The sequence below is a fragment of the Corynebacterium sp. MSK006 genome, from assembly GCF_030232385.1.
In the GTDB taxonomy this organism is placed as follows: Bacteria; Actinomycetota; Actinomycetes; order Mycobacteriales; family Mycobacteriaceae; genus Corynebacterium; species Corynebacterium frankenforstense_A.
In genome coordinates this window covers 41,237-67,231 of the sequence record NZ_JASPJZ010000005.1, presented here as the reverse complement: position 1 = coordinate 67,231, position 25,995 = coordinate 41,237, and the positions used below count along the sequence as shown (strand labels likewise).

General features: G+C 63.8%; 27 protein-coding genes and 6 pseudogenes. 17 read left to right on the top strand and 16 right to left on the bottom strand.

The genetic code is table 11. The features are described from left to right. Positions 1 to 54: 54 nt before the first annotated feature. Positions 55 to 1,140 (top strand): redox-regulated ATPase YchF, encoded by a 1,086-nt coding sequence (gene ychF / locus QQA02_RS04600; RefSeq protein ID WP_284863434.1) that lies wholly within the window; start codon positions 55 to 57, stop codon positions 1,138 to 1,140. A 12-nt stretch (positions 1,141 to 1,152) separates the two neighbouring features. Here the strand turns inward: ychF and QQA02_RS04595 are convergent. Continuing rightward, a pseudogene (locus QQA02_RS04595) lies at positions 1,153 to 3,067 on the bottom strand (vWA domain-containing protein). Then, positions 3,060 to 4,423 (bottom strand): annotated as a pseudogene (locus QQA02_RS04590) (MoxR family ATPase). Before QQA02_RS04590 ends, QQA02_RS04595 begins: the two co-directional pseudogenes overlap by 8 nt. A gap of 80 nt (positions 4,424 to 4,503) precedes the next feature. Between QQA02_RS04590 and QQA02_RS04585 the strand changes: the two are divergent. Together QQA02_RS04585 and QQA02_RS04580 are read left to right on the top strand one after the other, a co-directional pair. After that, complete coding sequence (locus QQA02_RS04585) at positions 4,504 to 4,623, top strand: histidine phosphatase family protein (RefSeq protein ID WP_502870971.1); 120 nt, start codon at positions 4,504 to 4,506, stop codon at positions 4,621 to 4,623. Between the two features lie 59 nt (positions 4,624 to 4,682). Then, complete coding sequence (locus QQA02_RS04580; RefSeq protein WP_284863433.1) at positions 4,683 to 5,417, top strand: SCO1664 family protein; 735 nt, start codon at positions 4,683 to 4,685, stop codon at positions 5,415 to 5,417. A 3-nt stretch (positions 5,418 to 5,420) separates the two neighbouring features. On the opposite strand, the gene QQA02_RS04575 is transcribed toward QQA02_RS04580, so the two are convergent. Then, a complete protein-coding gene (locus QQA02_RS04575) occupies positions 5,421 to 5,963 on the bottom strand; it encodes a DUF488 domain-containing protein (RefSeq protein WP_284863432.1) in 543 nt (180 codons plus the stop codon). Between the two features lie 51 nt (positions 5,964 to 6,014). Next, positions 6,015 to 6,509 (bottom strand): putative glycolipid-binding domain-containing protein, encoded by a 495-nt coding sequence (locus QQA02_RS04570; protein WP_284863430.1) that lies wholly within the window; start codon positions 6,507 to 6,509, stop codon positions 6,015 to 6,017. A 351-nt stretch (positions 6,510 to 6,860) separates the two neighbouring features. Between QQA02_RS04570 and QQA02_RS04565 the strand changes: the two genes are divergently transcribed. Next, the gene (locus QQA02_RS04565) at positions 6,861 to 7,841 is read left to right on the top strand and encodes an NAD(P)-binding domain-containing protein (protein ID WP_284863429.1); all 981 of its coding nucleotides are present in this window, start codon (positions 6,861 to 6,863) and stop codon (positions 7,839 to 7,841) included. A 78-nt stretch (positions 7,842 to 7,919) separates the two neighbouring features. Here QQA02_RS04565 and QQA02_RS04560 read toward each other — a convergent pair whose 3' ends face one another. The 4 genes and pseudogenes from QQA02_RS04560 to QQA02_RS04545 form a co-directional block, all read right to left on the bottom strand. Further along, positions 7,920 to 9,812 carry a heavy metal translocating P-type ATPase gene (locus QQA02_RS04560; protein WP_284863428.1) on the bottom strand — a complete coding sequence of 631 codons (1,893 nt, stop codon included), beginning with the start codon at positions 9,810 to 9,812 and terminating at the stop codon, positions 7,920 to 7,922. Continuing rightward, a complete protein-coding gene (gene cmtR, locus QQA02_RS04555; protein WP_284772898.1) occupies positions 9,809 to 10,168 on the bottom strand; it encodes a Cd(II)/Pb(II)-sensing metalloregulatory transcriptional regulator CmtR in 360 nt (119 codons plus the stop codon). The genes QQA02_RS04560 and cmtR overlap by 4 nt, the downstream gene beginning before the upstream one ends. 127 nt (positions 10,169 to 10,295) lie before the next feature. Further along, positions 10,296 to 11,081 (bottom strand): annotated as a pseudogene (locus tag QQA02_RS04550) (LLM class flavin-dependent oxidoreductase); the annotation flags it as partial. A 36-nt stretch (positions 11,082 to 11,117) separates the two neighbouring features. Next, positions 11,118 to 11,507 carry a heavy metal-responsive transcriptional regulator gene (locus QQA02_RS04545; RefSeq protein WP_284863426.1) on the bottom strand — a complete coding sequence of 130 codons (390 nt, stop codon included), beginning with the start codon at positions 11,505 to 11,507 and terminating at the stop codon, positions 11,118 to 11,120. A 106-nt stretch (positions 11,508 to 11,613) separates the two neighbouring features. Here QQA02_RS04545 and merA point away from each other — a divergent pair, with 106 nt between their 5' ends. After that, complete coding sequence (gene merA, locus QQA02_RS04540; RefSeq protein WP_284863424.1) at positions 11,614 to 13,038, top strand: mercury(II) reductase; 1,425 nt, start codon at positions 11,614 to 11,616, stop codon at positions 13,036 to 13,038. A gap of 10 nt (positions 13,039 to 13,048) precedes the next feature. Then, a complete protein-coding gene (gene merT / locus QQA02_RS11705; RefSeq protein WP_131797935.1) occupies positions 13,049 to 13,390 on the top strand; it encodes a mercuric ion transporter MerT in 342 nt (113 codons plus the stop codon). Here merT and QQA02_RS04535 read toward each other — a convergent pair. The 4 genes from QQA02_RS04535 to QQA02_RS04520 are packed head-to-tail and all read right to left on the bottom strand — an operon-like array spanning position 13,314 to position 15,344. Further along, positions 13,314 to 14,120, bottom strand: coding sequence for an ABC-2 transporter permease (locus tag QQA02_RS04535; RefSeq protein WP_284863422.1), 807 nt, complete (start codon positions 14,118 to 14,120; stop codon positions 13,314 to 13,316). The two genes, merT and QQA02_RS04535, sit on opposite strands and share 77 nt — an antisense overlap. After that, positions 14,069 to 14,296 carry a hypothetical protein gene (locus tag QQA02_RS04530; protein WP_284863420.1) on the bottom strand — a complete coding sequence of 76 codons (228 nt, stop codon included), beginning with the start codon at positions 14,294 to 14,296 and terminating at the stop codon, positions 14,069 to 14,071. The genes QQA02_RS04535 and QQA02_RS04530 overlap by 52 nt, the downstream gene beginning before the upstream one ends. After that, entirely contained in the window at positions 14,293 to 15,171 is an 879-nt protein-coding gene (locus tag QQA02_RS04525; protein ID WP_284863419.1) for a relaxase/mobilization nuclease domain-containing protein, read from the bottom strand. Before QQA02_RS04525 ends, QQA02_RS04530 begins: the two co-directional genes overlap by 4 nt. After that, positions 15,168 to 15,344, bottom strand: coding sequence for a hypothetical protein (locus QQA02_RS04520; protein ID WP_284863418.1), 177 nt, complete (start codon positions 15,342 to 15,344; stop codon positions 15,168 to 15,170). The genes QQA02_RS04525 and QQA02_RS04520 overlap by 4 nt, the downstream gene beginning before the upstream one ends. Positions 15,345 to 15,518: 174 nt before the next feature. On the opposite strand from QQA02_RS04520, the pseudogene QQA02_RS04515 reads away from it, so the two are divergent. Further along, positions 15,519 to 15,749: pseudogene (locus QQA02_RS04515) on the top strand (DUF933 domain-containing protein); the annotation flags it as partial. A 20-nt stretch (positions 15,750 to 15,769) separates the two neighbouring features. Beyond that, positions 15,770 to 17,281: a recombinase family protein gene (locus tag QQA02_RS04510; RefSeq protein WP_284863416.1), complete on the top strand. Its 1,512-nt coding sequence runs from the start codon at positions 15,770 to 15,772 to the stop codon at positions 17,279 to 17,281. Between the two features lie 538 nt (positions 17,282 to 17,819). Here QQA02_RS04510 and QQA02_RS04505 read toward each other — a convergent pair. Continuing rightward, the gene (locus tag QQA02_RS04505; RefSeq protein WP_005293770.1) at positions 17,820 to 18,224 is read right to left on the bottom strand and encodes a MerR family transcriptional regulator; all 405 of its coding nucleotides are present in this window, start codon (positions 18,222 to 18,224) and stop codon (positions 17,820 to 17,822) included. A gap of 169 nt (positions 18,225 to 18,393) precedes the next feature. On the opposite strand from QQA02_RS04505, the gene QQA02_RS04500 reads away from it, so the two are divergent. Beyond that, on the top strand, positions 18,394 to 19,953 hold the full coding sequence (locus QQA02_RS04500; RefSeq protein WP_034664651.1) for a SulP family inorganic anion transporter: 1,560 nt from the start codon (positions 18,394 to 18,396) through the stop codon (positions 19,951 to 19,953). Positions 19,954 to 20,122: 169 nt separating this feature from the next. On the opposite strand, the gene QQA02_RS04495 is transcribed toward QQA02_RS04500, so the two are convergent. After that, on the bottom strand, positions 20,123 to 20,659 hold the full coding sequence (locus tag QQA02_RS04495; protein ID WP_224786635.1) for a hypothetical protein: 537 nt from the start codon (positions 20,657 to 20,659) through the stop codon (positions 20,123 to 20,125). A gap of 35 nt (positions 20,660 to 20,694) precedes the next feature. Between QQA02_RS04495 and QQA02_RS04490 the strand changes: the two genes are divergently transcribed. From QQA02_RS04490 to QQA02_RS04475, 4 genes are all read left to right on the top strand, one after another. Next, positions 20,695 to 21,168 carry a recombinase family protein gene (locus QQA02_RS04490; RefSeq protein WP_284863481.1) on the top strand — a complete coding sequence of 158 codons (474 nt, stop codon included), beginning with the start codon at positions 20,695 to 20,697 and terminating at the stop codon, positions 21,166 to 21,168. A gap of 171 nt (positions 21,169 to 21,339) precedes the next feature. Continuing rightward, positions 21,340 to 22,362 (top strand): DUF4192 domain-containing protein, encoded by a 1,023-nt coding sequence (locus QQA02_RS04485; RefSeq protein WP_284863415.1) that lies wholly within the window; start codon positions 21,340 to 21,342, stop codon positions 22,360 to 22,362. A gap of 162 nt (positions 22,363 to 22,524) precedes the next feature. Further along, on the top strand, positions 22,525 to 22,668 hold the full coding sequence (locus QQA02_RS04480) for a hypothetical protein (RefSeq protein WP_005291046.1): 144 nt from the start codon (positions 22,525 to 22,527) through the stop codon (positions 22,666 to 22,668). Positions 22,669 to 22,759: 91 nt separating this feature from the next. Further along, complete coding sequence (locus QQA02_RS04475; RefSeq protein ID WP_034997554.1) at positions 22,760 to 23,191, top strand: single-stranded DNA-binding protein; 432 nt, start codon at positions 22,760 to 22,762, stop codon at positions 23,189 to 23,191. Positions 23,192 to 23,291: 100 nt separating this feature from the next. Here QQA02_RS04475 and QQA02_RS04470 read toward each other — a convergent pair. Further along, positions 23,292 to 23,615: pseudogene (locus QQA02_RS04470) on the bottom strand (recombinase family protein); the annotation flags it as partial. Between the two features lie 196 nt (positions 23,616 to 23,811). On the opposite strand from QQA02_RS04470, the gene QQA02_RS04465 reads away from it, so the two are divergent. The 4 genes from QQA02_RS04465 to QQA02_RS04450 all read left to right on the top strand — a co-directional run bounded on the left by QQA02_RS04465 (position 23,812) and on the right by QQA02_RS04450 (position 25,453). Beyond that, entirely contained in the window at positions 23,812 to 24,357 is a 546-nt protein-coding gene (locus QQA02_RS04465; protein ID WP_034997557.1) for a TetR/AcrR family transcriptional regulator, read from the top strand. Then, entirely contained in the window at positions 24,354 to 24,713 is a 360-nt protein-coding gene (locus QQA02_RS04460) for a DMT family transporter (RefSeq protein ID WP_048733039.1), read from the top strand. The genes QQA02_RS04465 and QQA02_RS04460 overlap by 4 nt, the downstream gene beginning before the upstream one ends. Next, the gene (locus tag QQA02_RS04455) at positions 24,710 to 25,039 is read left to right on the top strand and encodes a DMT family transporter (protein ID WP_003849969.1); all 330 of its coding nucleotides are present in this window, start codon (positions 24,710 to 24,712) and stop codon (positions 25,037 to 25,039) included. The genes QQA02_RS04460 and QQA02_RS04455 overlap by 4 nt, the downstream gene beginning before the upstream one ends. A 99-nt stretch (positions 25,040 to 25,138) precedes the next feature. After that, entirely contained in the window at positions 25,139 to 25,453 is a 315-nt protein-coding gene (locus tag QQA02_RS04450; protein ID WP_174232238.1) for an NIPSNAP family protein, read from the top strand. A 263-nt stretch (positions 25,454 to 25,716) separates the two neighbouring features. Here QQA02_RS04450 and QQA02_RS11700 read toward each other — a convergent pair. Further along, positions 25,717 to 25,867 (bottom strand): annotated as a pseudogene (locus QQA02_RS11700) (IS481 family transposase); the annotation flags it as partial. Between the last annotated feature and the right edge of the window lie 128 nt (positions 25,868 to 25,995).

Here is a 25,995-nt window from a genome sequence, read left to right as displayed (position 1 = left end):
GGTGGCACGGCCCGGCCGCCGGCCGCTGCGGGCCAGCGGCTAGGATGGGCGCCCGTGAGCCTTACTCTTGGAATCGTCGGTCTGCCCAACGTAGGGAAGTCCACCCTGTTCAACGCCCTGACACGCAATGACGTGCTCGCGGCGAACTACCCCTTCGCCACCATCGAGCCCAACGTCGGCCTCGTCGAGCTGCCGGACAAGCGGCTCAAGCGCCTGGCCGAGATGTTCGAGTCCGAGCGCATCCTGCCGGCCACCGTGTCCTTCGTGGACATCGCCGGCATCGTCAAGGGCGCCTCGGAGGGCGAGGGCATGGGCAACGCCTTCCTCGCCAACATCCGCGAGGCCGACGCGATCTGTCAGGTCGTCCGCGCCTTCGCCGACGACAACGTCGTCCACGTCGACGGCGAGGTCAACCCGGCCAGCGACATCTCGGTCATCCAGACCGAGCTGATCCTCGCGGACCTGCAGACCATCGAGAAGGCCGTCCCGCGCCTGGAGAAGGAGGCGCGCAAGGACAAGGAGCGCGCCGCCGAGCTCGAGGCCGCCAAGAAGGCCCAGGCCGTGCTCGAGGACGACCGCACGCTTTTCGCCGCCGCCAAGAACGGCGAGATCGACCTGGCCGACCTCAAGGAACTGCGCCTGATGACGGCCAAGCCCTTCCTCTTCGTGTTCAACTCCGACGAGGAGGTCCTCACCGACGAGGACCGCAAGCAGCAGCTGCGCGAGCTGGTCTCCCCGGCCGACTGCGTCTTCCTCGACGCCAAGAGCGAGGCCGAGCTCCTCGAGCTCGACGAGGTGGAGGCCGCCGAGCTGCTCGCCGCCGTCGGCCAGGAGGAGCCGGGCCTGCAGACGCTGGCCAAGGCCGGCTTCGCCACCCTGGGCCTGCAGACCTACCTGACCGCCGGGCCCAAGGAGGCCCGCGCCTGGACGATCCACCAGGGCGACACCGCCCCGCAGGCCGCCGGCGTGATCCACTCCGACTTCGAGAAGGGCTTCATCAAGGCCGAGATCGTCAGCTTCGACGACCTCGACGAGCTCGGCTCCATGGCCGAGGCCCGCGCCCACGGCAAGGTCCGCCAGGAGGGCAAGGACTACGTCATGCAGGACGGCGACGTCGTGGAGTTCAAATTCAACGTTTAGCGTTTAACGCTGTTACCGGCGGAGGTACTCTCCCACCACAGCGCCTCCGAGTTCGTTGAGGTCGGGGGCGACGACGTTGGCGCCGGTGCGGTTGGCGAGGGCATCGATAAGCGAAACGAGCCCTGGATCATCCCCGAGGCGGAAGAAGGTGATCTTCGTCCCGCGTTTGGTCACCGTGTCAAGCGCATCGACTGTGCGCGCGAGCGTGGTGCGGTCGGTCGGCCAGTTGAAGTAGGCCTCGCCCCATTCGGTCAGGATAGAGGTCGGCTCGCCGTCGGTGACGATGAGAAGCGTCGGGTCGTAGTTGGCGTGGCGGTTGAAGAACTCGTTAGCGAAAAGCAGCGCGTGCTGCAGGTTGGTGCCTTTTTCCTGCATCGGCGGCAGGGCGGTGAGTTCTTCGATCGTCAGCGTCTGCGCGTAGAGGCCGAAACCGATTAGCGCGAGCTCGTCGCTGCGGAACTGCGTGGTGATGAGGTGGTTCAGCGCTAGCGCGGTCTGCTTCATCGGCGTCCAGCGGCCTTCCATCGCCATGGAAAAGGAGGTGTCCACAAGGAGTGCAACGGCGTTTTTCGTACGCGCTTCGGTTTCGACCACTTCGATGTCGTTCACGGTGATCGCGAACGGCTCGCCGCTGGCGGCACTGCGCTGGAGCGCGTTCGTGATGGTCTGGGTGGTGTCCCACGCCTGTCGCCGAACTCCCAAGGGCGGGTGCCGCCGGTGGGTTCGCCCTGCTGACCGGCGAGGCGGGAATCGTGCTGGCCGCGGGATAACTGGGGGTCGCGCCCTTCAACAGCTCCTTGCCCAGCATGCGCAGCGCTTTCGGGGACAGCTGCAGCGATCCGGACTCGCTCTTGGTCAGCAATTCGGAGTCGCGCAACGCTTTCTCCAAGTCGCGCAGATGTTTAGCGCTGGTGGCGGTGTCAGTGCCTAAGAGGTCGGCGACCTCGTACAAGTCAATGTCTCCGGGGCGTTCACCTCCGAGGGTGGCAGCGAGCTCGTCGAGGCCCCCGAGGTCGCGCATCGCGCGGGTGGCTTCGCCGAGGCCCATGCCGCCCGATGTCCCGTCGCCGTCGAATGATTCGGACCCAGTCCAGTCCAGGTCGGGGCGGATGCTGCGCAGGTTCGCATCCAGCTTGCCAACGAGGTTCATCAGCTCCTCCGAGCCGAAGGCCTCGGCCGCGAGCTGCATGAGCTCGGCGCGCTGCTCGGGAGTCATGGACTTGAGCAAGCGCCGGGCTGCCGCCGATCGCTGCGCAAGTAGCTCCACCAACTCCTCGATGTTGCGGGGGTTCTCCGGAAACTGATCCCTGTGCTTGGCCATGAAATCCTGAAAGTCTTGCTCCGTGGCCATGCCGGCGCGATGCTTGCCCAACAGCACGTTGAGATCGTGAAGCATCTCGGCGACGGATGCGCGATCTTCATCGGTGGCACCCTCCAGTTCCTCTTTCATGCTGGCGAAGCGCTGGTCTAAGAGTTCGCGGCCGATGAGGTTTTTGATCTCCTGGTACTTGTCGCGCGCTTCGGAGGAAGCCCAGTCGTAGCCGTTCAGTTCGGTCACCGCCGCCGCGGGGGAGACGGGCAGGTTGTCGAATGCCATCGCCCGCATTGTGCGGTCGAGATCGTCCATGTCCACGTCGCGGGCGAGTCGGCCGCGTTCGGCGAGCACCGCTTCGTCGAGAAGCTTCTTTGCTTCCTGGAGCGTGCCCCCGAGGTTGGTCTTGTGCAGCAGCTCCTGGCGGCGCTACGCGATTTGGCGCAGGAAGTCGTCGTAGCCCTCGCGGTGCAGATACTCGCGCATGGCCTGCTCGGTGGAGTAGCCGTACATGACGTCGTCGGCAATGGCGCGCACCGCCTTGGTCAGGTCGGGCGGTGGGGCGAGCGGATCCGGGCTCGGGGTGTACCTGCGGTACCTGTGTTGCTTAGCCATAGATGCTCTCACCTTCGCCAGAGTCCTTCGAAATCTTTTGGGTGAGGTGGAGTGCCTCCACCGCGAGCTCGATGGCACTAGCGCGCTCGCCCTCGCTCTCGGCGTTGAATGTCGAAGCAATGTCTCCGTAAAGCGTGCCTTCGAGCTGGGGCAGGCGGTTGAGGAATTCTGCCGCCGTAATGTTTTCTCCAGTGGTGATGAAGGTGGAGCCGTCGAGCGCCTCGATCAGCGGGGTGAAGTCGATTCCTTGATCCGGGGGCGAAGAGTCTGAGCCACGGAGTTGCGCAGCAGGTACTCGAGGATGTCCCACTCGCGGCCTTCCTCGCCGTGCTCGAACTCCACCTTGCCGCCGAGCACATCGACGGCGGCCTCCAGGTCCACGAAGCGCGCGACCGGGTCCTCCCCGGTAATGGCGGCACGGCGGGCAGCGGAGGCCGCGACTGTCTCGGCGCCGGCGACGGCGAAGCGCGCCGAGACACCGGCACGCTGGTTCACCGCGTCGGATTCGCGCAGCGCGCGGGTGAACCGGGCGAGGGCTTCCATAATGGTTTGCGGAACATAGGCCGTGAGCTGTGATTCCTGCTCGATGACGCGAATCTCGTCGTCCAACTCGACGAGGTAGTGGGTGCGGATCTCAGCGCCGAAGCGGTCCTTGAGCGGGGTGATGATGCGCCCGCGGTTCGTGTAGTCCTCCGGGTTCGCCGACGCCACGACCAGCACGTCCAGCGGCAGGCGCAGCATGTGGCCGCGGATCTGGATGTCGGCTTCCTCCATTACGTTGAGCATGGCCACCTGGATGCGCTCGGCCAGGTCCGGCAGCTCGTTGATGGCCACGATGTCGCGGTTGGAGCGCGAGATGAGGCCGTAGTGGATGGTCTCTGGGGCGCCCAGGCGGCGGCCCTCGGCCACGCGCATCGGGTCCACGTCGCCGATCAGATCCGCCACGGAGGTGTCCGGGGTGGCCAGCTTCTCGGAGTAGCGGGCCTCGCGCGGGATCCAGACAATGGGCAGCGCGTCTCCCTCATCCTCGACGCGGCGCTTCGTGGCGTTCGTCAGCGGGTTCAGGGGGTGTTCGCGCAGCTCGGATCCTTCGACGGCGGGCACAAAGGCGTCGAGAAGCAAAGGAAGCGTCCGAAGCAGGCGGGTCTTGCCCTGGCCGCGCTCGCCGAGCAGCACGATGTCGTGGCCGGCGATGATGGCGCGCTCGACCTGCGGCAACACGGTGTGCTCGAGGCCGTGGAGGCCGGGCCACGGGTTTTCGCCGGCGCGCGGTATGGCGATTAGGTTGTCGCGCATCTCTTCGCGCACGGTCTTGTAGGTGTAGCCGGCGGCCTTGAGCGCGCCGAGGGTGGTGATGGATGGCCAAAACCGAGTGGCAGGTCGTGTAGAGGCGGCCCGGGGAGTTCCGCTTCCCTGGCGGTGAGTCGTTCGTGGAGATGCAACACCGCGTAGTAGGTTGCGTGCGCACGATCGCGGCGCGGCACCCGGGCGAGGCCGTGACCTGCTTCACCCACGCCGACCCGATCAAGGCAGCGTTGGCGCATTCCACGGGCTGAGGTTGGGGCGCGTTCCAGCAAATCCCGGCGGAACCGTGCTCGGTGTCGGAGCTTGAGCTGTGACCGCGAATGAGCTGCTTGAATTGCTTCAACACGGCGAGGTCGGTTTCGTAGGCCAGCTCGCGGAGTCCTCGAACCTCACGGTGGTTGTGGACCTCACGCTTGCTCGCGACGGTGGCCGAGAGGACTACTGCTGGGGCATCTTCAAGCCTGAGGCGGGGGAGCGTTACCTCCACGATTTCCCGGCGGGGCTGTGGCGGCGCGAGCGGGCTGCGTACCTGCTCAGCGAGTGTCTGGGCTGGGACATCGTGCCACCCACGGTGGTGCGCGAGGTGGGCCCGCTCGGTGTCGGGTCGTTGCAGTACTACGTGGACAACGACGGCTCCCACTATTTCCCGCTGTACGAGACTCGCCCCGACCTGCATCCCCAGTTACTGTGCATGGCCGTCTTCGACCTATTGGTGAATAACACGGACCGTAAATCGGGCCACGTTTTGCTCGCACGCTCGCAAAACGCGAACCGCGTTGACCACGTGTGGGGCATCGACCAGGGACTGTGCTTTCATCATGATCCGAAGTTGCGCACCGTGATCTGGGACTTCGCGCACGAGCCGATCCCATCCGAGCTGGTGGATGCGGTGGAGCCGCTCGTCGACGAGGTTCCGGAAGGCGTGGCGGCGTTGCTGGCGCCGGAAGAGGTGGCGGCGTTGGGATCGCGCGCCTTACGCATCGTGCGCCTGCCGTGGCTGCCGCAGCTCCAGTCAGAGTTTCCTTACCCTTGGCCGCTGGTGTAGGCGCTACTCCCGCGCGGGGTAGCGCACGAGGAGGTCGTCGCCGACCACGGCGCCGTCGTTAAGCGTTGCTTTGCGTATCGACGCACCTTTGGCCCCCAACCCCATCACGTGCTCCACCTCGTCCCCGTGGGCGAGGAGGTGATCGGCGATGATGCGGCGGTGGCAGCGCCACCACACCGCCTCGGAACACATGATGGCGGTCGGCGTGTGAGCGGCGTGCTGGCGCAGTTTCTCCAATGCTGTTGAGAATTCTTCACCCAGGGCGTGGTCGGCGTAGTTGTGGAAGCTGCGGTTTTGCCAGTTGGCGTTGACTTCGAACGGGATCGTCTTGGATACGTTGCGCCGCCCCGCCAGACCCTCGTTCTTCATGTAGTCGATGCCGTGCTCGGGGAGGTGCTGGGTGAGGGCGTCGTCGTTGAACCACGGGTACTTCCGTGAACCGGTCAGCTTGCGCACATCGACGACTGCCGCGGCCCCGGCTGCCTGAAGTATTCGCGCGAACTCGTCAAATTCGAGGTTGGAGTGGCCGATGGTGAAGATGCGCATGGGTGCCACCGTACCCCTAACCCGAGGTGTTCCTGAGCGGAGCCGCCTGAATCAGACGCGCTGGGCGAGATCGGGGTAATGTACGACCGCTCCGTCGCGGTCCATTTCTAATTCGATGTCGACTCCACGTGTTCCGCTTGCGTAGCGCACTGTCTTAGAGTCGATTGAGCTGTCGTACTGGTCCGAAGCGATCACTTCTAGCGATGGCATATCAATCCAGGACATGATGAGTTGCGTCTTAGGAACCTGAGCTTCCAAAAGCCCCAAGCGGCGAAGGGGCATCGTGTTCGTGAGCGGGCAAAGGCCGAGTTCATAATCCAGCGCGTCTTCCAGGTCTGCTGAACGAGCAATTCCCGGGGAGGGCAGATCTGTTGGCTGGGTGCCCTCTTCTTTGGTCTGCGACGACCATACGTCCTGCTCGGACCTGACGAGTCTGAGGCTCCGCTCCCAACCATCGCCTTCAACGTTCACCGTCACATTTTGGGTCACCCAGTTCTCCGTGGCCTCTAGTGCCCAGGTTGCCCGGTAACCCTCTCCGTTTTGCACTCCGGTGGCCGATTAACCGGCTCCGTGAGATCGAACCGTAGCCTCGTTCCGGATGACGGGGTTGACTATGTGCACCTACCTGTAGCTGCGTTCCACGGTGGTTAGGCTATCGAGAGACCATGCATGGGAAAGCGGGTAGTCGGCTGCAGCCGGCCCCGAGGAGAGTGTTGCGGTTCTGTAGTTTTGCGGGGACGCTGACTAAAGTCGCGGGCACGAAGCGCTTGTCCATCAGAATGGTGGCGGTGATTTTGGCCGTCGCAGGTGTTGTCGCGTTTGCGTGCGGTGGCCAGCGCCCGAATCACCGGCAGGCGGCGCTTGAGGTCCCCGTGGGTGCAATGGCGGTGCTCTCCAATGACTGAGCACCACACTGCCATTGTCGTCGGTGGTGGCCAGTCCGGTTTAGCCACGGCCTATTATCTGCGGCGCTTCAAAGTGGATTTTCTGGTACTGGACAACCAGGAAGAACCCGGCGGCGCATGGTTGCATACGTGGCCTTCACTGACACTTTTCTCGGCCGCAGGGTTCGCCAATCTCCCCGGCTGGCCTATGCCGCGGTACCCGGGGTACCCGCCAGCAAGCCATGTCATCGACTATCTGGAAGGTTACGAACACCGGTACGACCTCCCGGTTAGGCGCCCAGTGCACGTCCACAGCGTGTCCCACGAGGAAGGGATGTTCTCCCTAGATACCAGCGCCGGTCAATTCACAGCGGAACACGTTATCGCGGCCACAGGCACGTGGTCCGCGCCCTTCGTGCCCCACTATCCCGGCACCTTCCACGGACGCCAGTGGCACTCGTCCACTTACCCCGGTCCCGAACCGTTTCGCGGCGCGAAGGTCGCGGTGGTCGGTGCGGCCAAGTCGGGTGCCCAGATCGCCGCAGACCTCATTGGGACGTCGGAGGTCACATGGTTCACGCGTGAGGAGCCGCGTTGGATGCCCAATGACGTCGACGGCCGCGATCTCTTTCTCAGCAGCCGCCGCCGGATTCTCGGCGCCGATTCCGGCCGGAACCTCGGGGACATTGTCGCACTTCCTCATCTACGTGAGCTCCGCAACTCCGGTCAGCTCACCGCTACCGCCATCTTCGACAGCTTGAGCGAGCTCGACCACGACCACTTGATCTGGTGCACCGGTTTCCGTCCGGCCCTCGGCCCATTCCGCCACCTCATGCGCGGCCGCGAACCTGAAGTGGAGAATCTGCATCTAGTCGGTTACGGCAACTGGACCGGCGACGGCTCGGCAACGCTGATGGGGGTGGGGCCCTTTGCCAAACACACTGCCCAGGTAGTCGCGGGCCGTGTCGATGAAGCTCGGCATCAAAAGTTTTGAGATGACGCTTGGTTCCTGATCAGCTCGATCGTTCCAAGATCCGCGTTGGAGAGCCAGCGCGCTGGGCGAAAGTGTGGCTCAGCGCTTCGCTTGCGCGGCCCGCAGGCCGTTCAAGATCACGATGACTTCGGCTACCTCGTGAACCAACACCACGGCGGCCAGGCCCAGCACGCCGCTGATCGCCAGCGGCATCAACACGATGATGATGGCCAGAGACAGCACGATGTTTTGGTTGATGATCCTGCTGCCTCGGCGGGCGTGCTGCAGCGCCTGCGGGATCAGCCGGAGGTCGTGGCCGGTGAAGGCGACGTCAGCGGACTCGATCGCGGCGTCGGCGCCAGTCGCTCCCATCGCTATGCCCACCGTCGCGCCCGCCAGTGCCGGCGCGTCGTTGATGCCGTCACCAATCATCGCCGTCGGCGTCTTGGAGGAGAGTTCGGCTACGATGCTCGCCTTGTCCTCCGGGCGCAGCTCGGCGCGCACGTCGTCGATTCCGGCGATTTCAGCCAGTGCCCGGGCGGTGCGAGTGTTGTCGCCGGTGAGCATGCTCACTTCCACGTCGTTGGCGTGCAGGGCCTGCACGGCTTCGGGCACCTCGGGCCGCAGCTCGTCACGGACCCCGATCGCCCCGGCGAGAGCGTCATCGACGGTGACCAGGACGCAGGTCTGGCCCTCGGACTCCATGCGCTCAACGTCTGCTTTCAGTGGCCCGGCGTCGATCCATCGGGGGCTGCCCACCAGCACCCGTCGGCCTTCGACGGTGCCGCCGATGCCATGCCCGGCTTCTTCGCTGATGTCCGAGGCGGTGGGCGCTTCGGACCCCGCTGCCGCGATCGCCGCGGCGAGGGGGTGCGTCGATTGCTGCTCAACTGCCGCCGCGAAGGAAAGCACCTGCGTCCGATCGAATCCGTCTGCCAGAACCACTCCGGTAACCTCAGGCTGGTTGCGGGTAAGGGTTCCGGTTTTGTCCACTGCCAGGTGACGGATGCCGCCCAGTCGCTCGAACGCCGCGCCGGACTTGATGACCACTCCGAACTGGCTGGCCGCGCCGATCGCGGCCACGACCGTCAACGGCACGGAGATTGCCAGCGCGCACGGCGACGCTGCGACCAGGACTACCAGCGCACGGGTGATCCACGTCTCAGGGTCGCCCAGCAGCGAGCCGATAACGCCGACCAACACCGCCAGGATCATCACCCCGGGCACTAGGGGTTGGGCAATCCGGTCAGCGATCCGGGCGCGGTCGCCCTTTTCCGCCTGCGCTTGCTCGACTAGGTCCACGAGTGTGGTCAGCGAGTTGTCCGTTCCAGCTGCGGTCGTCTCGACCTCCAGCACCCCGGCGGAGTTGATCGCTCCCGCAGGCACTTCGTCGCCGGGCGCAACCTCCTCCGGAATGGATTCTCCGGTGATCGCTGAGGTGTCAAGGCTGGAGCGCCCGGACCGAATGATGCCGTCCGTGGCGATCCGCTCCCCGGGACGCACGAGCATTAGCTCGCCAACCTCGAGGTCCTTCGCTTCGACCTCGGCCGCTGTGCCGTCGCGCAGCACCGTCGCGGTCTGCGGTACCAGCTTCAACAGCGCCCGCAGTCCGCCTTGGGCCCGGTCCATCGCCTTGTCTTCCAGTGCCTCGGCAATCGAGTACAGGAACGCTAGCGCCGCGGCTTCTCCGACGAATCCGAGGATCACCGCGCCGACCGCGCTGATCGTCATTAGCAAGCCAATGCCGAGCTTGCGCTTCGTGACAAGGTTCCGGATCGCTCCAGGCGCGAACGTGTAAGCGCCCAACAGCAGGCCAATCCAATACAGTACCGTCGCGGGCGTCTCCAAGTCGGACCAGTCCAACGCCAGTCCTGTTATGAGGGCTACGCCGGAGAAGATCGGTAGCAGTAGCTCAGGGTCCTTCCACCATGGCCGATCGAGCTCGTCAATCTCCGTGTCGGGTTCGTGTTCGCATCCACATGCTGAACTCATGCGTCCGCTCCTTTCTCGCCGCAGCCGGGCACCGAGCACTCAGGGTCGATGCACGGGGCGTTTTCGTCGACAGCCAACGTCGCGTTCACCAGCGCGTCGAGCGCTGCCGCGAGGTGCGGATCGGCGATTTCGTAGCGAGTCTTGCGGCCTTCCGGCTCGGCGACGACGATGCCGCAGTCACGCAAGCAGGTTAGGTGGTTCGAGACGTTCGAGCGGGTCAGGTCCAGGTCGCACGCAAGCACGGCCGGGTAGCTCGGGCCGTCAAGTAGGGTCATCAGGATTCTGGAGCGCGTCGGATCCGCCATGGCCCGGCCGAGCCGGTTCATGACGTCGAGGCGTGAAGCAATAATCAGCATACGCTGAACTATACAACATATGCTGAATTATTCAAGATGAACTGAACTGAAATGAACGTGTAATTCCTGCGACCTGCAGGGATTAGTTGATGGGATAGCCGGTAACTGGGCCTTCGCTGTTCGGCTGTCAGCCCAGCGCAGGGGCGACGTTGGTGGCGAAGTTTTCCAAGATTTTCACGTTGACATCTACGCCCATGCCGGTGGGGGTGGTGATGAGCAGGGTGTCGGCGGACATGACGGCAGGGTCGGCCTTGAGCTGCTCAATGAGCTTGTCCGGCTCGGCGGCGTAGGTGCGGCCGACAGTGGTGGAGCCGACATCAGGCAGCGCGCCCACTTGGTCGGAACCGGAGGCCTGCATGCCGAACATCTGCATGTCCGCGCCGTCGACGATGGGGAAGATGGAGCGGGACACCGACACGCGCGGCGTCCAAGCGTGGCCTGCCTCCTTCCACGCGGCGTGGTAGCAGCTGATCTGGTCCGCCTGGATTTCGCCCAGGGTCTCGGCGGTGGTCTCGGAGACCAGGGTGGACGACATCAGGTTCAGTCCATCCTTGGCAGTTTGTTCGGCTGAGGTGTGGGTGCCGGAGCCGTAGAAGATATGTTTGCGCAGTTCGGGCACCATGGGGAAGACCTGCAGGGCGGAGTCGGGCTGGAACATGTTGGGGTACTGCCGGTCCAGCGGTGCAGCGGCGGCGAACCCATAGCAGTCCACCGCGGACATGAACGCCTCAAGGTGGGCGCGTGCCACGTCCGCGCCGTTGGGTGCTTCGCCCTTGTAGCCGAAGGCCTCCCAGCCGCGGTCAGCCACCTCCGGGGCTCCGCGCGAGACGCCCAAGGCCACGCGGCCGCCGGAGAGCTGGTACAGCGACGCGGACTCTTCGGCGAGGTAGAGCGGGTTTTCGTAGCGCATGTTCGTGTTATGGCTCTCGCTTTCTCGGTCCGCGTCCCTCTACAGGTACCGGCAGACCTGGTCTGGGCTGCATGTGTCGGGGTCCGGGTGCGCGGCGTCGTGCCGGAGGTCGGCGATGGTGCCGTGCATGGCGGTGAGCTGGGCGATCTGCTGCTCGATCTCGGCCAGGCGCGCGTCGAGGAGGTCTCGCACGTGCTCGCAGGGCGCGTGGCCGCTGTCGCGGATGTCGAGGATTTGGCGGATCTGGGCGAGGGTGAGGCCTGCGGCCTGGCCACGGTGAACGAAGTCGATCCGGGCGACGGCGTCGGGCGCGTAGTCGCGGTACCCGGATGGCGTCCGGTCGGCCGGGGGCAGCAGTCCCTGCTCTTCGTAGAACCGGAGCGTCTTCGAGGTGGTGCCCGCGCGTTCGGCGAGTTCTCCGATGCGCATTGCGGCCTCCGATCATTCGGCAGGGGCCACGCTTGACCTTCCCCTGCACTGGAAGGTCCAGTATGGCTGAAACGGAACAGAAGTCCCAGCCTTGACGGGAGCAGCGATGCCTACGAAGTACGATCTCGCCATCATCGGATCGGGCGGCGGAGCGTTCGCCGCCGCGATTCGCGCGACCATGCTCGGGAAGTCGGTGGTGATGATCGAGCGTGGCACGCTCGGCGGCACCTGCGTGAACACGGGCTGCGTGCCGTCGAAGGCCCTCATCACCGCCGCCGATGCACGGCACGTCGCCGCCGACGCCGCCGGCCGGTTCCCGGGGATCGCGACGACGGCAGGCCCAGTGGACATGCCCGCGCTGATCGCCGGGAAGCAGGCGTTGGTCGAGACGATGCGGGGCGAGAAGTACGCCGACGTCGCCGATTCATACGGGTGGCACGTCCGGCGGGGAGACGCCGGGTTCGCGGGCACCCCGGACGCGCCGGTGTTGGAGGTCACCGCCGCAGACGGAGCGGTCGAGACGATCGAGGCCGAGCACTACCTGGTCGCCACCGGTGCGCGGCCGTGGGCTCCGCCGATCGACGGCCTGGACGAGGCCGGGTACCTGACCTCGACCACGGCGATGGACCTGACCGAGGTCCCCGAGTCGATGCTGGTGCTCGGCGGCGGCTACGTCGCCCTGGAGCAGGCGCAGCTGTTCGCCCGCCTCGGCTCCCAGGTCACCGTGCTGGTGCGGTCCCGGCTCGCGTCGAAGGAGGAGCCGGAGGTGTCCCGGACACTGCAGGAGGTGTTCGCCGACGAGGGCATCCGGGTGGTCCGCCGCGCGGTGCCGACCCGGGTGTCCCGGGACGCGGCGACCGGGCAGGTCGTGGTTACCGCGGACGTGTCCGGCGGCTCGCAGGAGTTCCGCGCCGACCAGGTGCTCGTCGCCCTCGGACGCCGTCCCGTCACCGACGGCTTGAACCTCGATGCGGTCGGGGTGAAGACCGGGGACTCCGGCGAGGTGGTCGTCTCCGACCATCTGCAGTCGTCGAACCCGCGGATCTGGGCCGCGGGCGACGTGACCGGGCACCCGGAGTTCGTCTACGTCGCGGCCCACCACGGCACCCTCGTCGCCGAGAACGCGTTCGCCGACGCCGACCGGTCCGTCGACTACTCCCATCTGCCGCGGGTGACGTTCACCGGACCGGCGATCGGCGCGGTCGGGATGACCGAGAAGGAGGTCGTCGCCGCGGGGATCCGCTGCGACTGCCGCGTGCTGCCCCTGGAGTATGTGCCCCGGGCGGTGATCAACCGCGACACCCGCGGGTTCATCAAGATCGTCGTGAACGCCGATACGAGCGAGATCCTCGGCCTCACCGCCGTCGCCAAGGACGCCGGGGAACTCGCCGCCGCAGGCGTCCACGTGCTCGGCAAGACCATCGCCGAAGTCGCCGACGCCTGGGCCCCCTACCTGACCATGACCGAAGGCATCCGGATCGCCGCGAAGTCCTTCACCACCGACCCGTCACTGCTCTCGTGCTGCGCATGAACGGCAACGCATGCAATCGGGGAGATCTCATCCGGAAGAGGTCCAGACGATGAGCGCCGATCACGACCGCGACGAACGGCGCGCCGGTCCCATCGTCGCCGCAGGGACCGGGCTGCTCCTACTGGCATGCTGTGCGCTTCCGTTGCTGCTCTGCTGCGGCCTGCCGCTCATCGCGGCGGGCGGAGCACTCGCAGGCGTCGGAGGGCTCCTCGGCAATCCCTGGATCATCGGTGCCGGGATCGCCGTCGCGATGGCCGTCACGGCCGGGATGCTCGTCAGGCTACGGCGGCGGCACCGAGGCCGCAGGACTGGCTGCTGCGAAAATCCTTCGACTGCTGATCGGAACCGGTAGCTCGATCGGATCCAGCCATCACCGCCAACGGGGCCACCTCGGCATCCCGCAGCCCTTCCAGGTCTCCACGAGACCGGCGACCCCAGCGGACGGACGCGAAGAGTCCGTAGCCGGCCCCGGCGAGGCCCATGGAGACCACGAGCCAGCGACCGATCCCGAGCCACACGCTCCCGTCCACGTCGAGGGCCCACTGAGCGCCCGTGATAAGTCCGGCGACGGCCATCCAAACACCCGCGACGATCACTGCGACCGGCAGCAGCGCGAGGCACATCGACACGGCGACAGACCAAAGCTGACGGGCCTCCAGCTTCGCCGTTGTGGCGATGATCTTTTCGGCCCGCTCGTTCGCGGCGTCAATCTTGACTGTTGCCACGGCCCCGGCGTCGGTAGCGGCCCTCTCGATCGACTGCACAGCCTGATCCCGGGCCGTGCTGATCGCGCTCGTCGCCTCGGCGCTGGCTTGGGTGATCGACTCCCGCCAGGCCTTCTGCGCACCGTTCGCGGCCCGCTCGAACGTAGCCCGGCTCTCATCGAGATGCTTGGCGGCAGCCTCGGACTTAGAGGCTGAGCCCTTCAGACTCTCCCCGTTGAGGTTCATGCTCATACCCGCGAGAGTGGACGCGATTCCGGCGAGCAGTTCGCTGTTCTCGTTCGACTCCGGCGGCGGCGACGTTGAGGTCAGCTGATGCGAGATCGCGGAGAGCTGCTTCTCCTGCTCCTCGCTGTCCACTTCACGAACCCCGCGAGCTTCTTCTGCTGCTCGGTCAGCGTGGCGATCCTCGTATTCTGCGCCTCGACGGCGGCGAGGATCGAGGTCAACAGCTCCATCGTCTCCGGACTGCCGAGCGGTCGCGGCGACTGCACGGGCCCGTTCTGCTGCTTCAGCCTGTCGAGTGCTCCGCTCATGTTCCTGCTCCTTCTGCTGCTGGTGGTAATCGAAGAACGCCTGCGCACCCTCCGGGGTGAAGTCCGCCGAGAGTGCGCTCGTGCGCTTGCGGCGCTCGGCACGCCCGGAACTCGCCGCGGCGGTCCTCGATGTAGAGCGTCCAGGTCTCCTGCCCGGCGCGTTTGCCCTTCTTGCTGACGGGGCTGTGCAGCCGCATCCGTGGCACCCGATCCCCGTCATCACCGAGCTGCTGGTTCTGCTCCTCGATCACCGAGACCAGACCGGCCTTGTCCACCGCGCGGGGATCGGCCAGCGCCGCACTCATCCGGTCGCCCATCTCGCGGTCGAGCGACCCCTCGGCGAAGTCTTCGCGGCGCAGCTCCCAGTCTTTCGGCGCGTGCTCCAGCCGCTTCACGACCGAGAGCCCGTGCTCGCGCATCAGCTCGTCGTTCGCCGACTGCACGCCCTTCTGATTCCCGGCCTTGCGGTCGTGGAACGTGCGATAGTCCGAGAGCGCCTTTCCCGTGCGGTTGTTGTGATTGAGAACCAAAATATGGTTGTGCGGCTTCTTTCCCCGCCCATCCACATGACTAACGACGAGGCAGTCGGAATCCGGGTGCATCTTCTTGGCGAGCTGGTAGCCCAGGTCGTTCACCCGCTGCACGTGTTCGGGGTTCTTCGGGTCGAACTCCTCGTCGCCGAACGACTGGCGGTAGTGCAGCGCCTCGACCTCGCGCGTCGTGTTCTGCGTGAGCGCCCGAGCGCGCGCCGAGAACGCGCCGGGGCCTCCCGGCACATCGCACGTGATCGCGACGCCCCGCTCGTCCTCCTTGCCCCGGATATAGCGCTCCGTGTCGGCGGCGCTGGCGCTCGGGCTGTAGTGCGTCGTGCTCACGAGGCCGTCCGATCACCGAGCAGGGCGCGGACCTCGCGCAGCAGCTCGATCAGCTCGGGCACCTCCGACGACAGCGCCACCGCCTCACCGGCACGTGCTCGGTGGTTCAGGTCGTTGACGTTGATCGCCAGCGGGCGGATCTGCGCGGCCAGCTCGCGCGCGTCCGCCGACACCTGCGCGCGCCTCGACGCCGAGCAGGTGCGCGGCCACGGCGGCGTCCAGCCCCTCGCCCCGAGAGGCGTGGAGGGCATCTCGGACGACGGCCCGCACCCACGTGCTCGGAGCCAGCCCGAGCCGCTTCGCACGAGTGCGAAGCGCCGCGAGCGTGGCCTCTCCGAAGTCGGTAGGAGGCCCGCGCCTGGATGATCCACCAGGGCGACACCGCCCCGCAGGCCGCCGGCGTGATCCACTCCGACTTCGAGAAGGGCTTCATCAAGGCCGAGATCGTCAGCTTCGACGACCTCGATGAGCTCGGCTCCATGGCCGAGGCCCGCTCCCACGGCAAGGTCCGCCAGGAGGGCAAGGACTACGTCATGCAGGACGGCGACGTGGTGGAGTTTCGTTTCAATGTAACCTGAGGCGCGCTAGTGTTAGCGGCATGACAACACGTGCTGCTATTTACCTCCGTATCTCGCTCGATGCTGCCATGGACGGCCTCGCCATCGACCGGCAGCGTCAGGACTGCGAAGCCCTTGCCGAGCAACGTGGCTGGGACGTCGTGCATACCTACGTCGATCAGTTGATCTCCGCGTCGAAGAAGGACGTGGACCGCCCCGACTACGACGCCATGGTGGCGTCCTTTGAGCGCGGCGAGATCGACGCAATCATTTGCTGGGACCTCGACCGCCTCACGCGGCAGCCCTGGCAGCTCGAAGAGTGGATCGACAGGGCAGAGGAGCAGGGGCTGAAACTCGTCACCGCGAACGGTGATGCTGACCTTGCCACCGACGGCGGCAGAATGTACGCGCGTATTAAAGCAGCCGTGGCGCGCGGCGAGATCGAGCGAAAGAGCATGCGCCAATCCCGTGCGCAACAGCAGCGCGCCGAGCAGGGCCGCTGGTACTCCGGCGGTGTCCGCCCAATCGGCTACACCTCCACCGGCGAGATCATCCCCTCCGAAGCCGAGGCCGTGCTCGGGATGTTCCGCGCTGTCGAGCGGGGCAACTCCATGCGCGACATCGCACGCGCCCTATCTGGGGTCGATCAGCCGGGATTGCCGGATATCCCGACCACGCCGCGCCATATGCACACCGTGGTCACAGAGCGCAACGCACGTCGCCGCGCTGCTGGCCAGGAAGAAAAGCCTGTTCCCGACGCGCAGCCGTGGGCCTACACGTCGTTGCACTCGATTCTGCGCAACCCCGTGTATGCGGGCTACTCCACCTATAAGAAGGCCAAGCGCAAAGGCGTGAAGAACAAATACCGCCGTGTCACGCATATCGTCCGCGACCCCGATACCGGCGAGCCGGTGAAAGGGCAGTGGGAGCCGATCGTCACACCAGATCTGTGGTGGCGCGTGCAGAACGTGCTCGATGATCCCGACCGGCTGACGAACAAGGAGCGCCGGAACACTCGCCGCCATCTTGGCTCGGGCCTGTATGTCTGCGACGAGTGTGGCAACCCCGTGCGCACGCATGCCGACCGCTACCGCTGCGCCGCCTGTGGCTTAGTGCGCACGCATAGCGTCGATGATTTTGTGCTCGCCGTGATCCGCGCCCGCCTTGGCCGTGACGACCTGGCGGACCTGTTGCCAACTGCCGATGACGACGAGGTCAACGCCATCGACGACGAACTCGCTGAGCTTCGCGCAAAGCTCGCCCGCGTCCAGGCTGACTACGACGAGGAGCTTATCGAAGCCCGTGACCTCAAGCGCGCGCGAAACCGTTATGAGCCACAGATCGAGAAACTCGAAACGCGCCGTGCCCGCCTTGCTGGCGCATCGGCGCTGCTCGACACAACCGGCTACGCCTCGCCCGTGGACGCCTTCGACAACGCAGAGCTTGCCGTGCAGCGCCGTGTCATCAACACCCTGTGCCAGGTGCGCCTGCGCCGTGGCGTGCGCGGAAGCAAGACCTTCAACCCTGAATCAGTGCAGATCGTGTGGAACTAGGTTGCAGTGTGTGACACGTCAACAATCGCGCGCATGCGCTGTAGTGCGCAACGCTTCTACGAAGGAACGCCACGGGAGCCGGCAGTTCGGGGGATCTGCCTTCGTGTATCGGGGGTGACACTGCTCAACCGTGGCGTTCGCAGGAATTATGACACGGCTCTTGTTACCCCAGAGGTCGTAGGTTCGAATCCTGCCCCCGCTACCAACTTCCAAGCCCCTACCAGGAGAAACACTGGTAGGGGCTTTAGTTATTTCTCTTAAGGCGCACGTCCTGGGACTCAAATCGGGACTTTAGCGATGGCATTTTGTCACTTAAGCCGGTTTGGAAGTGATGGGGTTAAGTGACAATTTTCGATTTTGTGACCTTGGATGACTGTGTCGTTTTGAGGAGTCGTCTGCACGGATTTCAGAAGTCCTCTGTACTATCGCCATCCACTCCGGAGAGGCCGCGGGCGTTCGTCCACTTCATTTGGAACGCGATTCGACAGAGCGCATTCAATACGATGGTCTTTTTCTCCCTGCGAAGGATGGGGGCAGTTTAGGGTGCCAGGGTGTTGACCAGATCGAGGAATTCCTCAGCGTAGGCAATTTGCTTGCGTAGCTTTTCGTAGCGGGTGCGCGTCTCCTCACGAATGTCGGCAAGGGTGGCCTTGGCATTACTCCGTGCCTGCTGTGCGGTATCACTGTCCTGCCCGCCATCTGAACTATGAAGAATCTCCGCAGCTTCCAGGAATTCCCGCATCTGATCCAGAGTAAACCCCAGCGGTTTCATCCGTCGCACCAGCAAAACACGACGTACATCAGCCTCACTATAAAGCCTGAACCCACCAGGGCTACGCCCCGATGGGGTAATCAGGCCGACGTTGTCATAATAACGCAAGGTGGGAATCGACAACCCCGTCTGGTCAACGACCTCGCCGATCTTGAAATTACTGTTTTGCATTGCCTGTTCTCCTTCACGGTGATGTTGCCCACGGGTTCCTGTGCCTGGGTTGGCGGTTGAGTAAAACTCCCGCTACCATGACCACCATCACCAAACCTAAAGTTACTAGAGGGTTGGATTCCTTTCGGGCGTTCGCCCAGTTACCTATCCCCTCAAAGATTGGACATCTATGACTGAAACTAGCACGGCGGCCCCCCGCCCCCTCCTGAGTCCAGACGGCGCTGATGCCCCTACCGGGATCATCGCATCCTTCCGTTACGCATTTTCTTCCCCCGCCCGTATCCGTATAGAGATTCTGGCCGGACTGGCGGTATCCCTGGCGCTGATCCCTGAGGCCATTGCCTTTTCCATCCTTGCCGGTGTTGACCCAGCCATGGGTCTGTTTTCCTCGGTAGTCATGGCCATTGCGATCGCCTTTACCGGTGGCCGCCCGGCAATGATCACCGGCGCCACCGGGGCTATTGCCCTAGTCATTGCTCCTGTGGCGCGTGGTTACGGGATGGATTATTTCATCGCCACCGTCCTGTTGGGCGGTGTCCTACAAATCGTGCTCGGCGCCCTCGGTGTGGCGAAACTTCAGCGTTTTATCCCCCGATCGGTGATGCTGGGTTTCGTCAATGCACTGGGCATTATGATTTTCACCGCCCAACTCGAACACCTCATTGATGTGCCTTGGATAGTCTACCCACTCGTCGGCTTGGGTGTGGTGATCATGATTTTCTTCCCCAAGCTCACCAGTGTGATCCCCGCCCCGCTGGTCACGATTATCGTGCTCACCGGTTTGGTCATTGCCGCCGGTTTGACTGTCCCGACGGTCTCGGACATGGGCAAGATGCCGGAAACCTTACCGTCCCTGTTTATTCCGAACGTGCCGTGGACGTTGGAGACCCTGCAGATCATCGCGCCTTATGCCCTGGCCATGGCCGTGGTCGGTCTCATGGAATCGTTGATGACCGCCAAGCTCGTCGATGACATCACCGACACTCATTCCGATAAAACTCGTGAATCCTGGGGACAGGGGGTGGCTAATATTGCCTCCGGTTTCTTCGGCGGCATGGGTGGCTGCGCGATGATCGGTCAAACCATGATCAACGTCCGCGAATCCGGGGCACGTACCCGCCTATCCACCCTGTTAGCCGGTGTGTTCCTGCTGGTCCTGGTCCTGGCACTGGGCGACATCGTTGGCATGATCCCGATGGCTGCGCTGGTGGCAATCATGATCATGGTCTCGGTCGGCACCATCGACTGGCACTCGGTGCATCCACGCACCCTTAAACTCATGCCGGTCTCTGAGACCATTGTTATGGCCGTGACGATTATTGCCACCCTAGCCACCAGCAACCTGGCCATTGGTGTGGTGTTGGGTGTGGTCACCGCGATGATCATGTTCGCCCGTCGGATGGCACATATCGCTTCCATTGAAAAGGTCTCCGAGATCGACGGCGACGGCGATGGCGAGATTGATACTCGTACCTACCGGGTGCATGGCCAGTTGTTTTGGGCATCAAGCAATGACCTGGTTTATCGCTTTGATTACACCGATTCTGCCCGTCATATCACTATTGATCTCACTGAGGCGGAGATCTGGGATGCCTCCACGGTCGCGACCTTTGACGCGATTACGCAGAAGTTCCAGGACAGAGGCAAAACCGTGTCCATTATCGGGCTCGACGGTCCCAGTCAGGACCGGCTGAACCGCCTGTCTGGCCGGCTTGGCACCGGCCACTAACATCCCCCGACTCGAGCACATCGACTTGGCGCCCCAACTTATAACCGGGGCGCCAGTTTATTGGTGCTGTTGCAAAGTTGGGGCATAGGAAGAGCATAAAAGAAGCGTAGCGGTTAACCGCTACGCTGTGTTGTGGGGATTTTTACTTTTTACGGTGCACGTGTTCTAGTTAGTGGTTCGTTTCTTTCCTCGGGTGATTGCGACGGTATTCCTCGACTAAGTGAGCAATACCCGGCGCAGCCTGGGACAACATCCAGGTCATAAGCGCTATAAGAACCCCTATGACGATAAGTGTTAACGCCAACCAGCCCAGTGTTGGGCCGATGCCGTTGGCCTCCTGGACGTGACCCCACAAGGCAGACACGCCGTCGGGTATGCCGAGCATACTTAGCAGCCCCTTCCCCAAGGCTCCGACAGCAACGAGTGCAATAGCAACGAAGAGAACACTGGCTGCAATCCACGAGGCAGACATGCAGGCCTTAATAAAGTTCGTGTTCGACTTTTCCATATCGTCGTTATACTGCTTGCGTTCTGCGCGTATCTCCTCCAGCAGCTTTTCGTTGGACTCCTTCTCCTGGAGCAGAGCGCTGCGAGCCTTCTTAGAGGCTTCTGCTGCCTCGTGCAGGCTCTTAGGCTCTTTCGACATTGCCTCAGATACAGCTACTTCTACCAGCGGTTCCAGGCTAGAAGTCAGGCTCGAAGTCATCTGAGCGTTCAGGCTCTGGCTGCGACCCGAACCACATCTACTCAGACACCATCTCCGGCACCAACTGGCAGCGGCCCGGCCTCGATGACGCGCTGGCGTACATGCGCCCCGACGACACGCTCGTTGTGACACGCCTCGACAGGCTCGGCCGCAGCCTCGCAGACACCGTGAACACCATCGCTGACCTGGCGGAGCGCGACATCAACGTCAAGGTGCTAGAGCCAGCGCTGGACACGTCGAAGCCCACCGACAAGGTGGTTATCAACGTCATGGCAAGTCTTGCTGAATGGGAGCGTGACCTGCTTGTCCAGCGCACTCGTGAAGGCGTGGCGCACGCCCGCGCGCAGGGCAGGGTCGCCGGCCCCAAGCCGAAGCTCGACAAGGAGCAAGCCCAGATCGCTAAGGAACTCGTCGACGGCGGCAAGTCCGTCAGCGCAGTGGCCAGGACATTCAACGTCTCCCGGCCGACGATCTATCGCGCTCTCAAGCGCATCGAAGCCGACGCTTAGGCACAGGCTGCGTCGCTAGCGCCCGCACCCGGCAAGCCAAGTATCGGGCTGCGCTAGCGACGCCCAGCGCACATAGGCACTGCACTGCTGGGGTACGCCTGCGACCGGCAGAGCCGGGCCGAATACGGGATTGACCGCATACACCCCGTATTCGTGCAAAGGAGCACTGCCATGTCCACTCATTCCCACACGCTTGCATCCCACGGCGAGATCCTCGCGAACCTCCCCGGCATCCTCGGGTTTTACCCGAACAACTCGCTGATCCTCGCGTTCTTCGTCGACGACGAGGGCGTCGACACCATCCGCCTCGGCCCGGTCGCGCGGTTCGACCTGGACGAGGCCGTGGAAAAGCTCACCGAGAGCCGCGAGCGGTTCGCAGCGTGGGTCGACCACCTGGAACTCGACGCTGTTATCGCGTACATGATCAGCGATGACATTGCGCAGCCGGTCTTCGATGATACGGCCACGTACCTCACCAGCGGGGCAGTGCACCTACCGCCGCTGCTCGGGGTAGTGCAGGTGCCCGAGATCGTCACTGGGGCTGCTTGGTGGTCTGTGTACCAGCATCCGCTCATCGACGAGCCGCGCCACGGCGTTGTCGGCGAGGTCGCCGCATCGGCGGCGCTGCGGCAGATGCTAGAGCACACCGGCGAGCTGCCGGAGCCGAGCAAAGACGACATCGAGGCACGGTTGAACAGCACCGATCACGGCATCGACGCTGCCGAGTACACCGACATCATCGAAGACGCGCTGGCGTATGTCCCGCCAGTGTTTCCCGACATGCTGCAGCGTGAATACGAACAGGCGGCGGCAGGGATCACCCAGCCGAGCACCAGGGCCGTCCGTGCTGCGCTGAAATGTTTCACCACGCCGCGCTTGCGGGACACGCTGCTTGCCGCGCTGCTCGATGAGCCGCAGGCTGGCCTTGCGTTCATAGAGAAGGTTATGCGCGCTGTCCCGACCAGCTGGCCGGGGATGCGGGCGCAGCTCACCGCCACTGTTGCCGTGCTTGCGCACGCCACAGGCCAGCCGGGGCTAGCTGGCGTGGCTGCGCAGCGAGCCACCGAGATCGGGCCGGACGAGAACTTCCCGTCGTTGGTCGCGAAGCTGACCGACATTGGCCAGGGCGAGCGGATGGTCGAACTCGTCCGCGAAGGCGCTGAGAAGACCCGTACGATCTTGTTCGCCGAGTAGCACCACACACCCCGTTGCAGCAATGCAACGGGGTTTTCTTTTTCGCTGTATCGCCGTGGCTGGCGACAACAGATACCTCAACGAGGCAGGGGAGCGACCCCTAGACAGCAGAGCTGTCTCCAACACACGGATTGACCATCAATCCGAACAAGGAGGCACGTGATGCGCGACTTCATCCACACCGACCTGGAACTGCTCTACCAGCTCGCCGACGGCATCGACGGCGAGGACGCCGATCCGGGCGCAGCGCAAGAACTGCGCGACCTAGAGGCGGCAGGCACACCGCTGCCTTGGGCAGTGCTGTAACGACAGCGCAACCACCCCGCAGCAGCAAAGCAGCTGCTTAAGTACCCAAATTGCACGGCAAATCACACCCACTCAGGTAAGGAGAACCAACATGTCCAACCCCTTCAACAACGGCACCATCGTCGGCAACGCAGCTCGCGCACCGAAGCTGTTCGAGCACGCAAACGGCGGCGCGACGGTGAAACTCAGCGTCTACGCGCGCAACACCTTCAAGAACAAGGCCACCGGCAAGGTCGAGTCCGAGATCGTGGAGCTGACCGGCTACGTCCAGGACGCGAAGAACCCCGGCGTGTTCGGCTGCATCGGCTCCGGCGACCGCGTCGCGGTGAGCTACTCGCTGAAAACCGACGTTTACACCGACAAGGACGGTGTGAAGCACTACCCGCTGGTGGCGCGCATCGACACCGTGCAGCTGATCGACTCCAAGAAGGAGTCCGCTGCGCGCGCAGCCCGTCGCGGAGGCGAGGCGGCGAACGCCGCCCTGGCTGGGGCTGACGCCGACAACGACGAAGCACCGTTCTAACAACGACACCCCGCAGGGAAACCTGCGGGGTTATTTTTTCAACTATTTCACGGTGTTGATCCAGCTCTTTCACGGCCTTACCCAACTGAACAAAACCCAACAGCCCTAGCATCAGCTTGGCGATCGGGGTGGAGTCTTTTGAGTAGGGCTGTCCCTCCTTGAGGAACTTCACCGACACTCCTTTGCTGACTAGCTCGTCAACAATGGCGTACAGATCCGTCAGTGAACGCGCGCACCGATCCATCGACGTGACGACAAGCTGATCTCCTGCACGGACATATCGCATTGCTTCATCAAGTCCAGGGCGCTCACGCGATCCACCACTGGCCTTATCCGTGTAATAGGTGAAGACCTTCTCTGCTTTGAGTTGTTCAATCTGACGATCAAGGTTCTGATCTTTCGAACTCACCCGGGCATAGCCCACCTTTTGTCCTGAGATCGCCCCCAACTGTTCAGTGATCTCCAGAGGCAGTGACGGTTCTGTTCCGTTAGTCTTGGAACTAACCCTAGCGAACAGGAAGTTTTGTCATTCACAAATTGTTCGCTTGGGGTGTACCCCAGGTGCCCCTACCAGCGCCCGCAGTTGAAGGCTTCACCTACCAAATGGTAAAGTTAGCTATATGCGAACCAGTCAGCGCTCCGAGATCCTGGAAGCTGCCCTCCGCGTCATGAACGCAGCGGAGGGTGGCGACATTACCCTTGACGCAGTGACCCACGAGGCCGGGCTCACCAAACCGGGATTGCTATATCACTTCCGCAACCGCGACGTACTGCTCGCCGCGATCGTCGACCACGCTGCGGCCAACGTCGAGAACGACATGACTGCCACCCTTGGCAAGCCCCTCGAGAACGCCAACGCCACCGAGCGGCTCCTGAGCTACGTTCACGTCGCCGCCCACGGGGCCGCCAAGCGCGCCGAGTTCATCATCTGGGGCCAAGCGACGTATCGGCCCGAACTCACCGAACCGTGGACTACGCGGATGGGCCGCTGGCTCGAACTCCCGGACGATCTCGACGCCGCCACCCGAGCCAGGCTGACCACCGCCCGACTCGCCGCCGACGGACTCTGGGGCGCCCAGGCCACAGGTGTGTCCACCCTCCACGGCGCGGATCTCGAAGCCGTCGTCTCCAGCATTCGCTCCCTGATCGAAGGAACAACCCCATGAAGCAGTGGTTCCTGCTCGCTGGCGCCATCACTACCGAAGTGGCGGCGACGCTGTCTCTCAAGGCGGCGCTCAATCACCCATCCTGGTACATCGTGGTTGCTGCCGGATACATCGGCACTTTCGTCTTCCTCACCTTCTGCCTGCGCGAAGGAATGCAGATCGGCGTCGCCTATGGCATCTGGGGAGCCAGCGGGGTCGTGCTCGCCGCCGTGCTATCCGCCGCGATTTTCGGTGAACCTCTGACCGCTGTGATGGGTCTTGGAATGGTTGCGATCATCAGCGGTGTCCTCACCGTCGAACTCGGCTCCCAGAAAGCTCAGCAAACCGCAGCCCAGGAAGCAGGAGTCAACTCATGAGATGGATCTTCCTCGCAGGCGCCATCTTGTCCGAAGTCGTCGCGACCATGTCGCTACGAGCCTCCGACGGTGGCCGGGTGAAGAAATGGTTCATCGGCGTCATCGCGGGGTATCTCGTGGCGTTCGTCGCCTTAAGTCTCGCCTTGGCCGACGGCATGGCCCTTGGCGTCGCCTACGGCATCTGGGCAGCATCCGGCGTAGCTCTCACCGCGATCCTCGCCCGGGTCATCTTCCACGAACCCCTCACCCGAACCATGGCCCTCGGCATCCTCCTCATCGCCGTCGGAGTTCTCACCGTTGAACTCGGCGCCAACTTGGCGAACTGACGCATTTCCGCAGGTAAACCAGGCAGATTGGTGTGCTGCACCACGAGGCGCACAGACAAAGGCTCCCCAATGAGCGCCTGTGGGCCTAGCGTTGTGGATGTGATCACCTGTGTCGTCCACTACACCATCGACCCCGACCAGATCGCAGCCTTTGAACAGTTCGCCCGCGCTTGGATGCGGCATGTCGACGAACACGGCGGCACCCACCACGGGTACTACCTACCCGCGGAAGGTGTGAGTGACCGTGCGGAATCCCTGTTCAGCTTCCCCAGCCTGGCTGCCTACGAGCAGTACCGCACCTTGTTCGGCACCCACTCGGACTTCATCGCCGCTGACCGGATTCGAGACGAGTCCGAGTGCGTCCTGCGGTACGAGCGCACCTTCATGCGGCCGCTCCTACCCCAGGGACACTGAAAGGGACTCCGGCAGCACGCTCGGCACAACCCACAACGCCGCAGGTCAGCGCGTACAGATGGGTGTACCCCAAAAGCCTCATGTCTCGATTATGCCTCACAAACCCCTACCGAGCACCACCCTGCGACAACTTAGGGCGAGACGCTTTAGTGAGACGGGGAGGAGGCCAATTGCCCCATGAAAAGGTCTCACATTCCAGTTCCTGCCGGGTGTCTCATAAAACTTTAGGTTTTCAGGACGCTCCGCGACCGCTAGTGGGCCATATAAGTGAGTCGGGTGTGGTCATCGACAGCGGCATGGACGTGGTCGAACCCGATCGGGTCTTCCGGTCGCGGATCGGTCGTGGACTCGCCAACCGCCGCTGTCGGGGATGCGGCTGAGTTTCTTCACATCGATATGGATGAGCTTGCCTGGCCACCAGCAACGCTCTCGCATGCGTGGTCAAGCGGGCGTTACCGTTGGGCATAGAGGCCTCCTGGCAGTGAAGAACTAGACAGCTCCACTAAGCCAGGAGGCCTAGCTATTTCTCAAGACCGAAAGTG

Excerpts from the sequence above, each read along its gene's own strand:
- QQA02_RS04585 (WP_502870971.1), top strand. The coding sequence starts at position 4,504 with ATGCAACACCGCGTAGTAGGTTGCGTGCGCACGATCGCGGCGCGGCAC.
- QQA02_RS04575 (WP_284863432.1), bottom strand. The coding sequence starts at position 5,963 with ATGCGCATCTTCACCATCGGCCACTCCAACCTCGAATTTGACGAGTTC.
- QQA02_RS04565 (WP_284863429.1), top strand. The coding sequence starts at position 6,861 with ATGACTGAGCACCACACTGCCATTGTCGTCGGTGGTGGCCAGTCCGGT.
- QQA02_RS04560 (WP_284863428.1), bottom strand. The coding sequence starts at position 9,812 with ATGAGTTCAGCATGTGGATGCGAACACGAACCCGACACGGAGATTGAC.
- cmtR (WP_284772898.1), bottom strand. The coding sequence starts at position 10,168 with ATGCTGATTATTGCTTCACGCCTCGACGTCATGAACCGGCTCGGCCGG.
- QQA02_RS04545 (WP_284863426.1), bottom strand. The coding sequence starts at position 11,507 with ATGCGCATCGGAGAACTCGCCGAACGCGCGGGCACCACCTCGAAGACG.
- merA (WP_284863424.1), top strand. The coding sequence starts at position 11,614 with ATGCCTACGAAGTACGATCTCGCCATCATCGGATCGGGCGGCGGAGCG.
- merT (WP_131797935.1), top strand. The coding sequence starts at position 13,049 with ATGCAATCGGGGAGATCTCATCCGGAAGAGGTCCAGACGATGAGCGCC.
- QQA02_RS04530 (WP_284863420.1), bottom strand. The coding sequence starts at position 14,296 with ATGAGCGGAGCACTCGACAGGCTGAAGCAGCAGAACGGGCCCGTGCAG.
- QQA02_RS04510 (WP_284863416.1), top strand. The coding sequence starts at position 15,770 with ATGACAACACGTGCTGCTATTTACCTCCGTATCTCGCTCGATGCTGCC.
- QQA02_RS04505 (WP_005293770.1), bottom strand. The coding sequence starts at position 18,224 with ATGCAAAACAGTAATTTCAAGATCGGCGAGGTCGTTGACCAGACGGGG.
- QQA02_RS04500 (WP_034664651.1), top strand. The coding sequence starts at position 18,394 with ATGACTGAAACTAGCACGGCGGCCCCCCGCCCCCTCCTGAGTCCAGAC.
- QQA02_RS04495 (WP_224786635.1), bottom strand. The coding sequence starts at position 20,659 with ATGACTTCGAGCCTGACTTCTAGCCTGGAACCGCTGGTAGAAGTAGCT.
- QQA02_RS04485 (WP_284863415.1), top strand. The coding sequence starts at position 21,340 with ATGTCCACTCATTCCCACACGCTTGCATCCCACGGCGAGATCCTCGCG.
- QQA02_RS04480 (WP_005291046.1), top strand. The coding sequence starts at position 22,525 with ATGCGCGACTTCATCCACACCGACCTGGAACTGCTCTACCAGCTCGCC.
- QQA02_RS04475 (WP_034997554.1), top strand. The coding sequence starts at position 22,760 with ATGTCCAACCCCTTCAACAACGGCACCATCGTCGGCAACGCAGCTCGC.
- QQA02_RS04465 (WP_034997557.1), top strand. The coding sequence starts at position 23,812 with ATGCGAACCAGTCAGCGCTCCGAGATCCTGGAAGCTGCCCTCCGCGTC.
- QQA02_RS04460 (WP_048733039.1), top strand. The coding sequence starts at position 24,354 with ATGAAGCAGTGGTTCCTGCTCGCTGGCGCCATCACTACCGAAGTGGCG.
- QQA02_RS04455 (WP_003849969.1), top strand. The coding sequence starts at position 24,710 with ATGAGATGGATCTTCCTCGCAGGCGCCATCTTGTCCGAAGTCGTCGCG.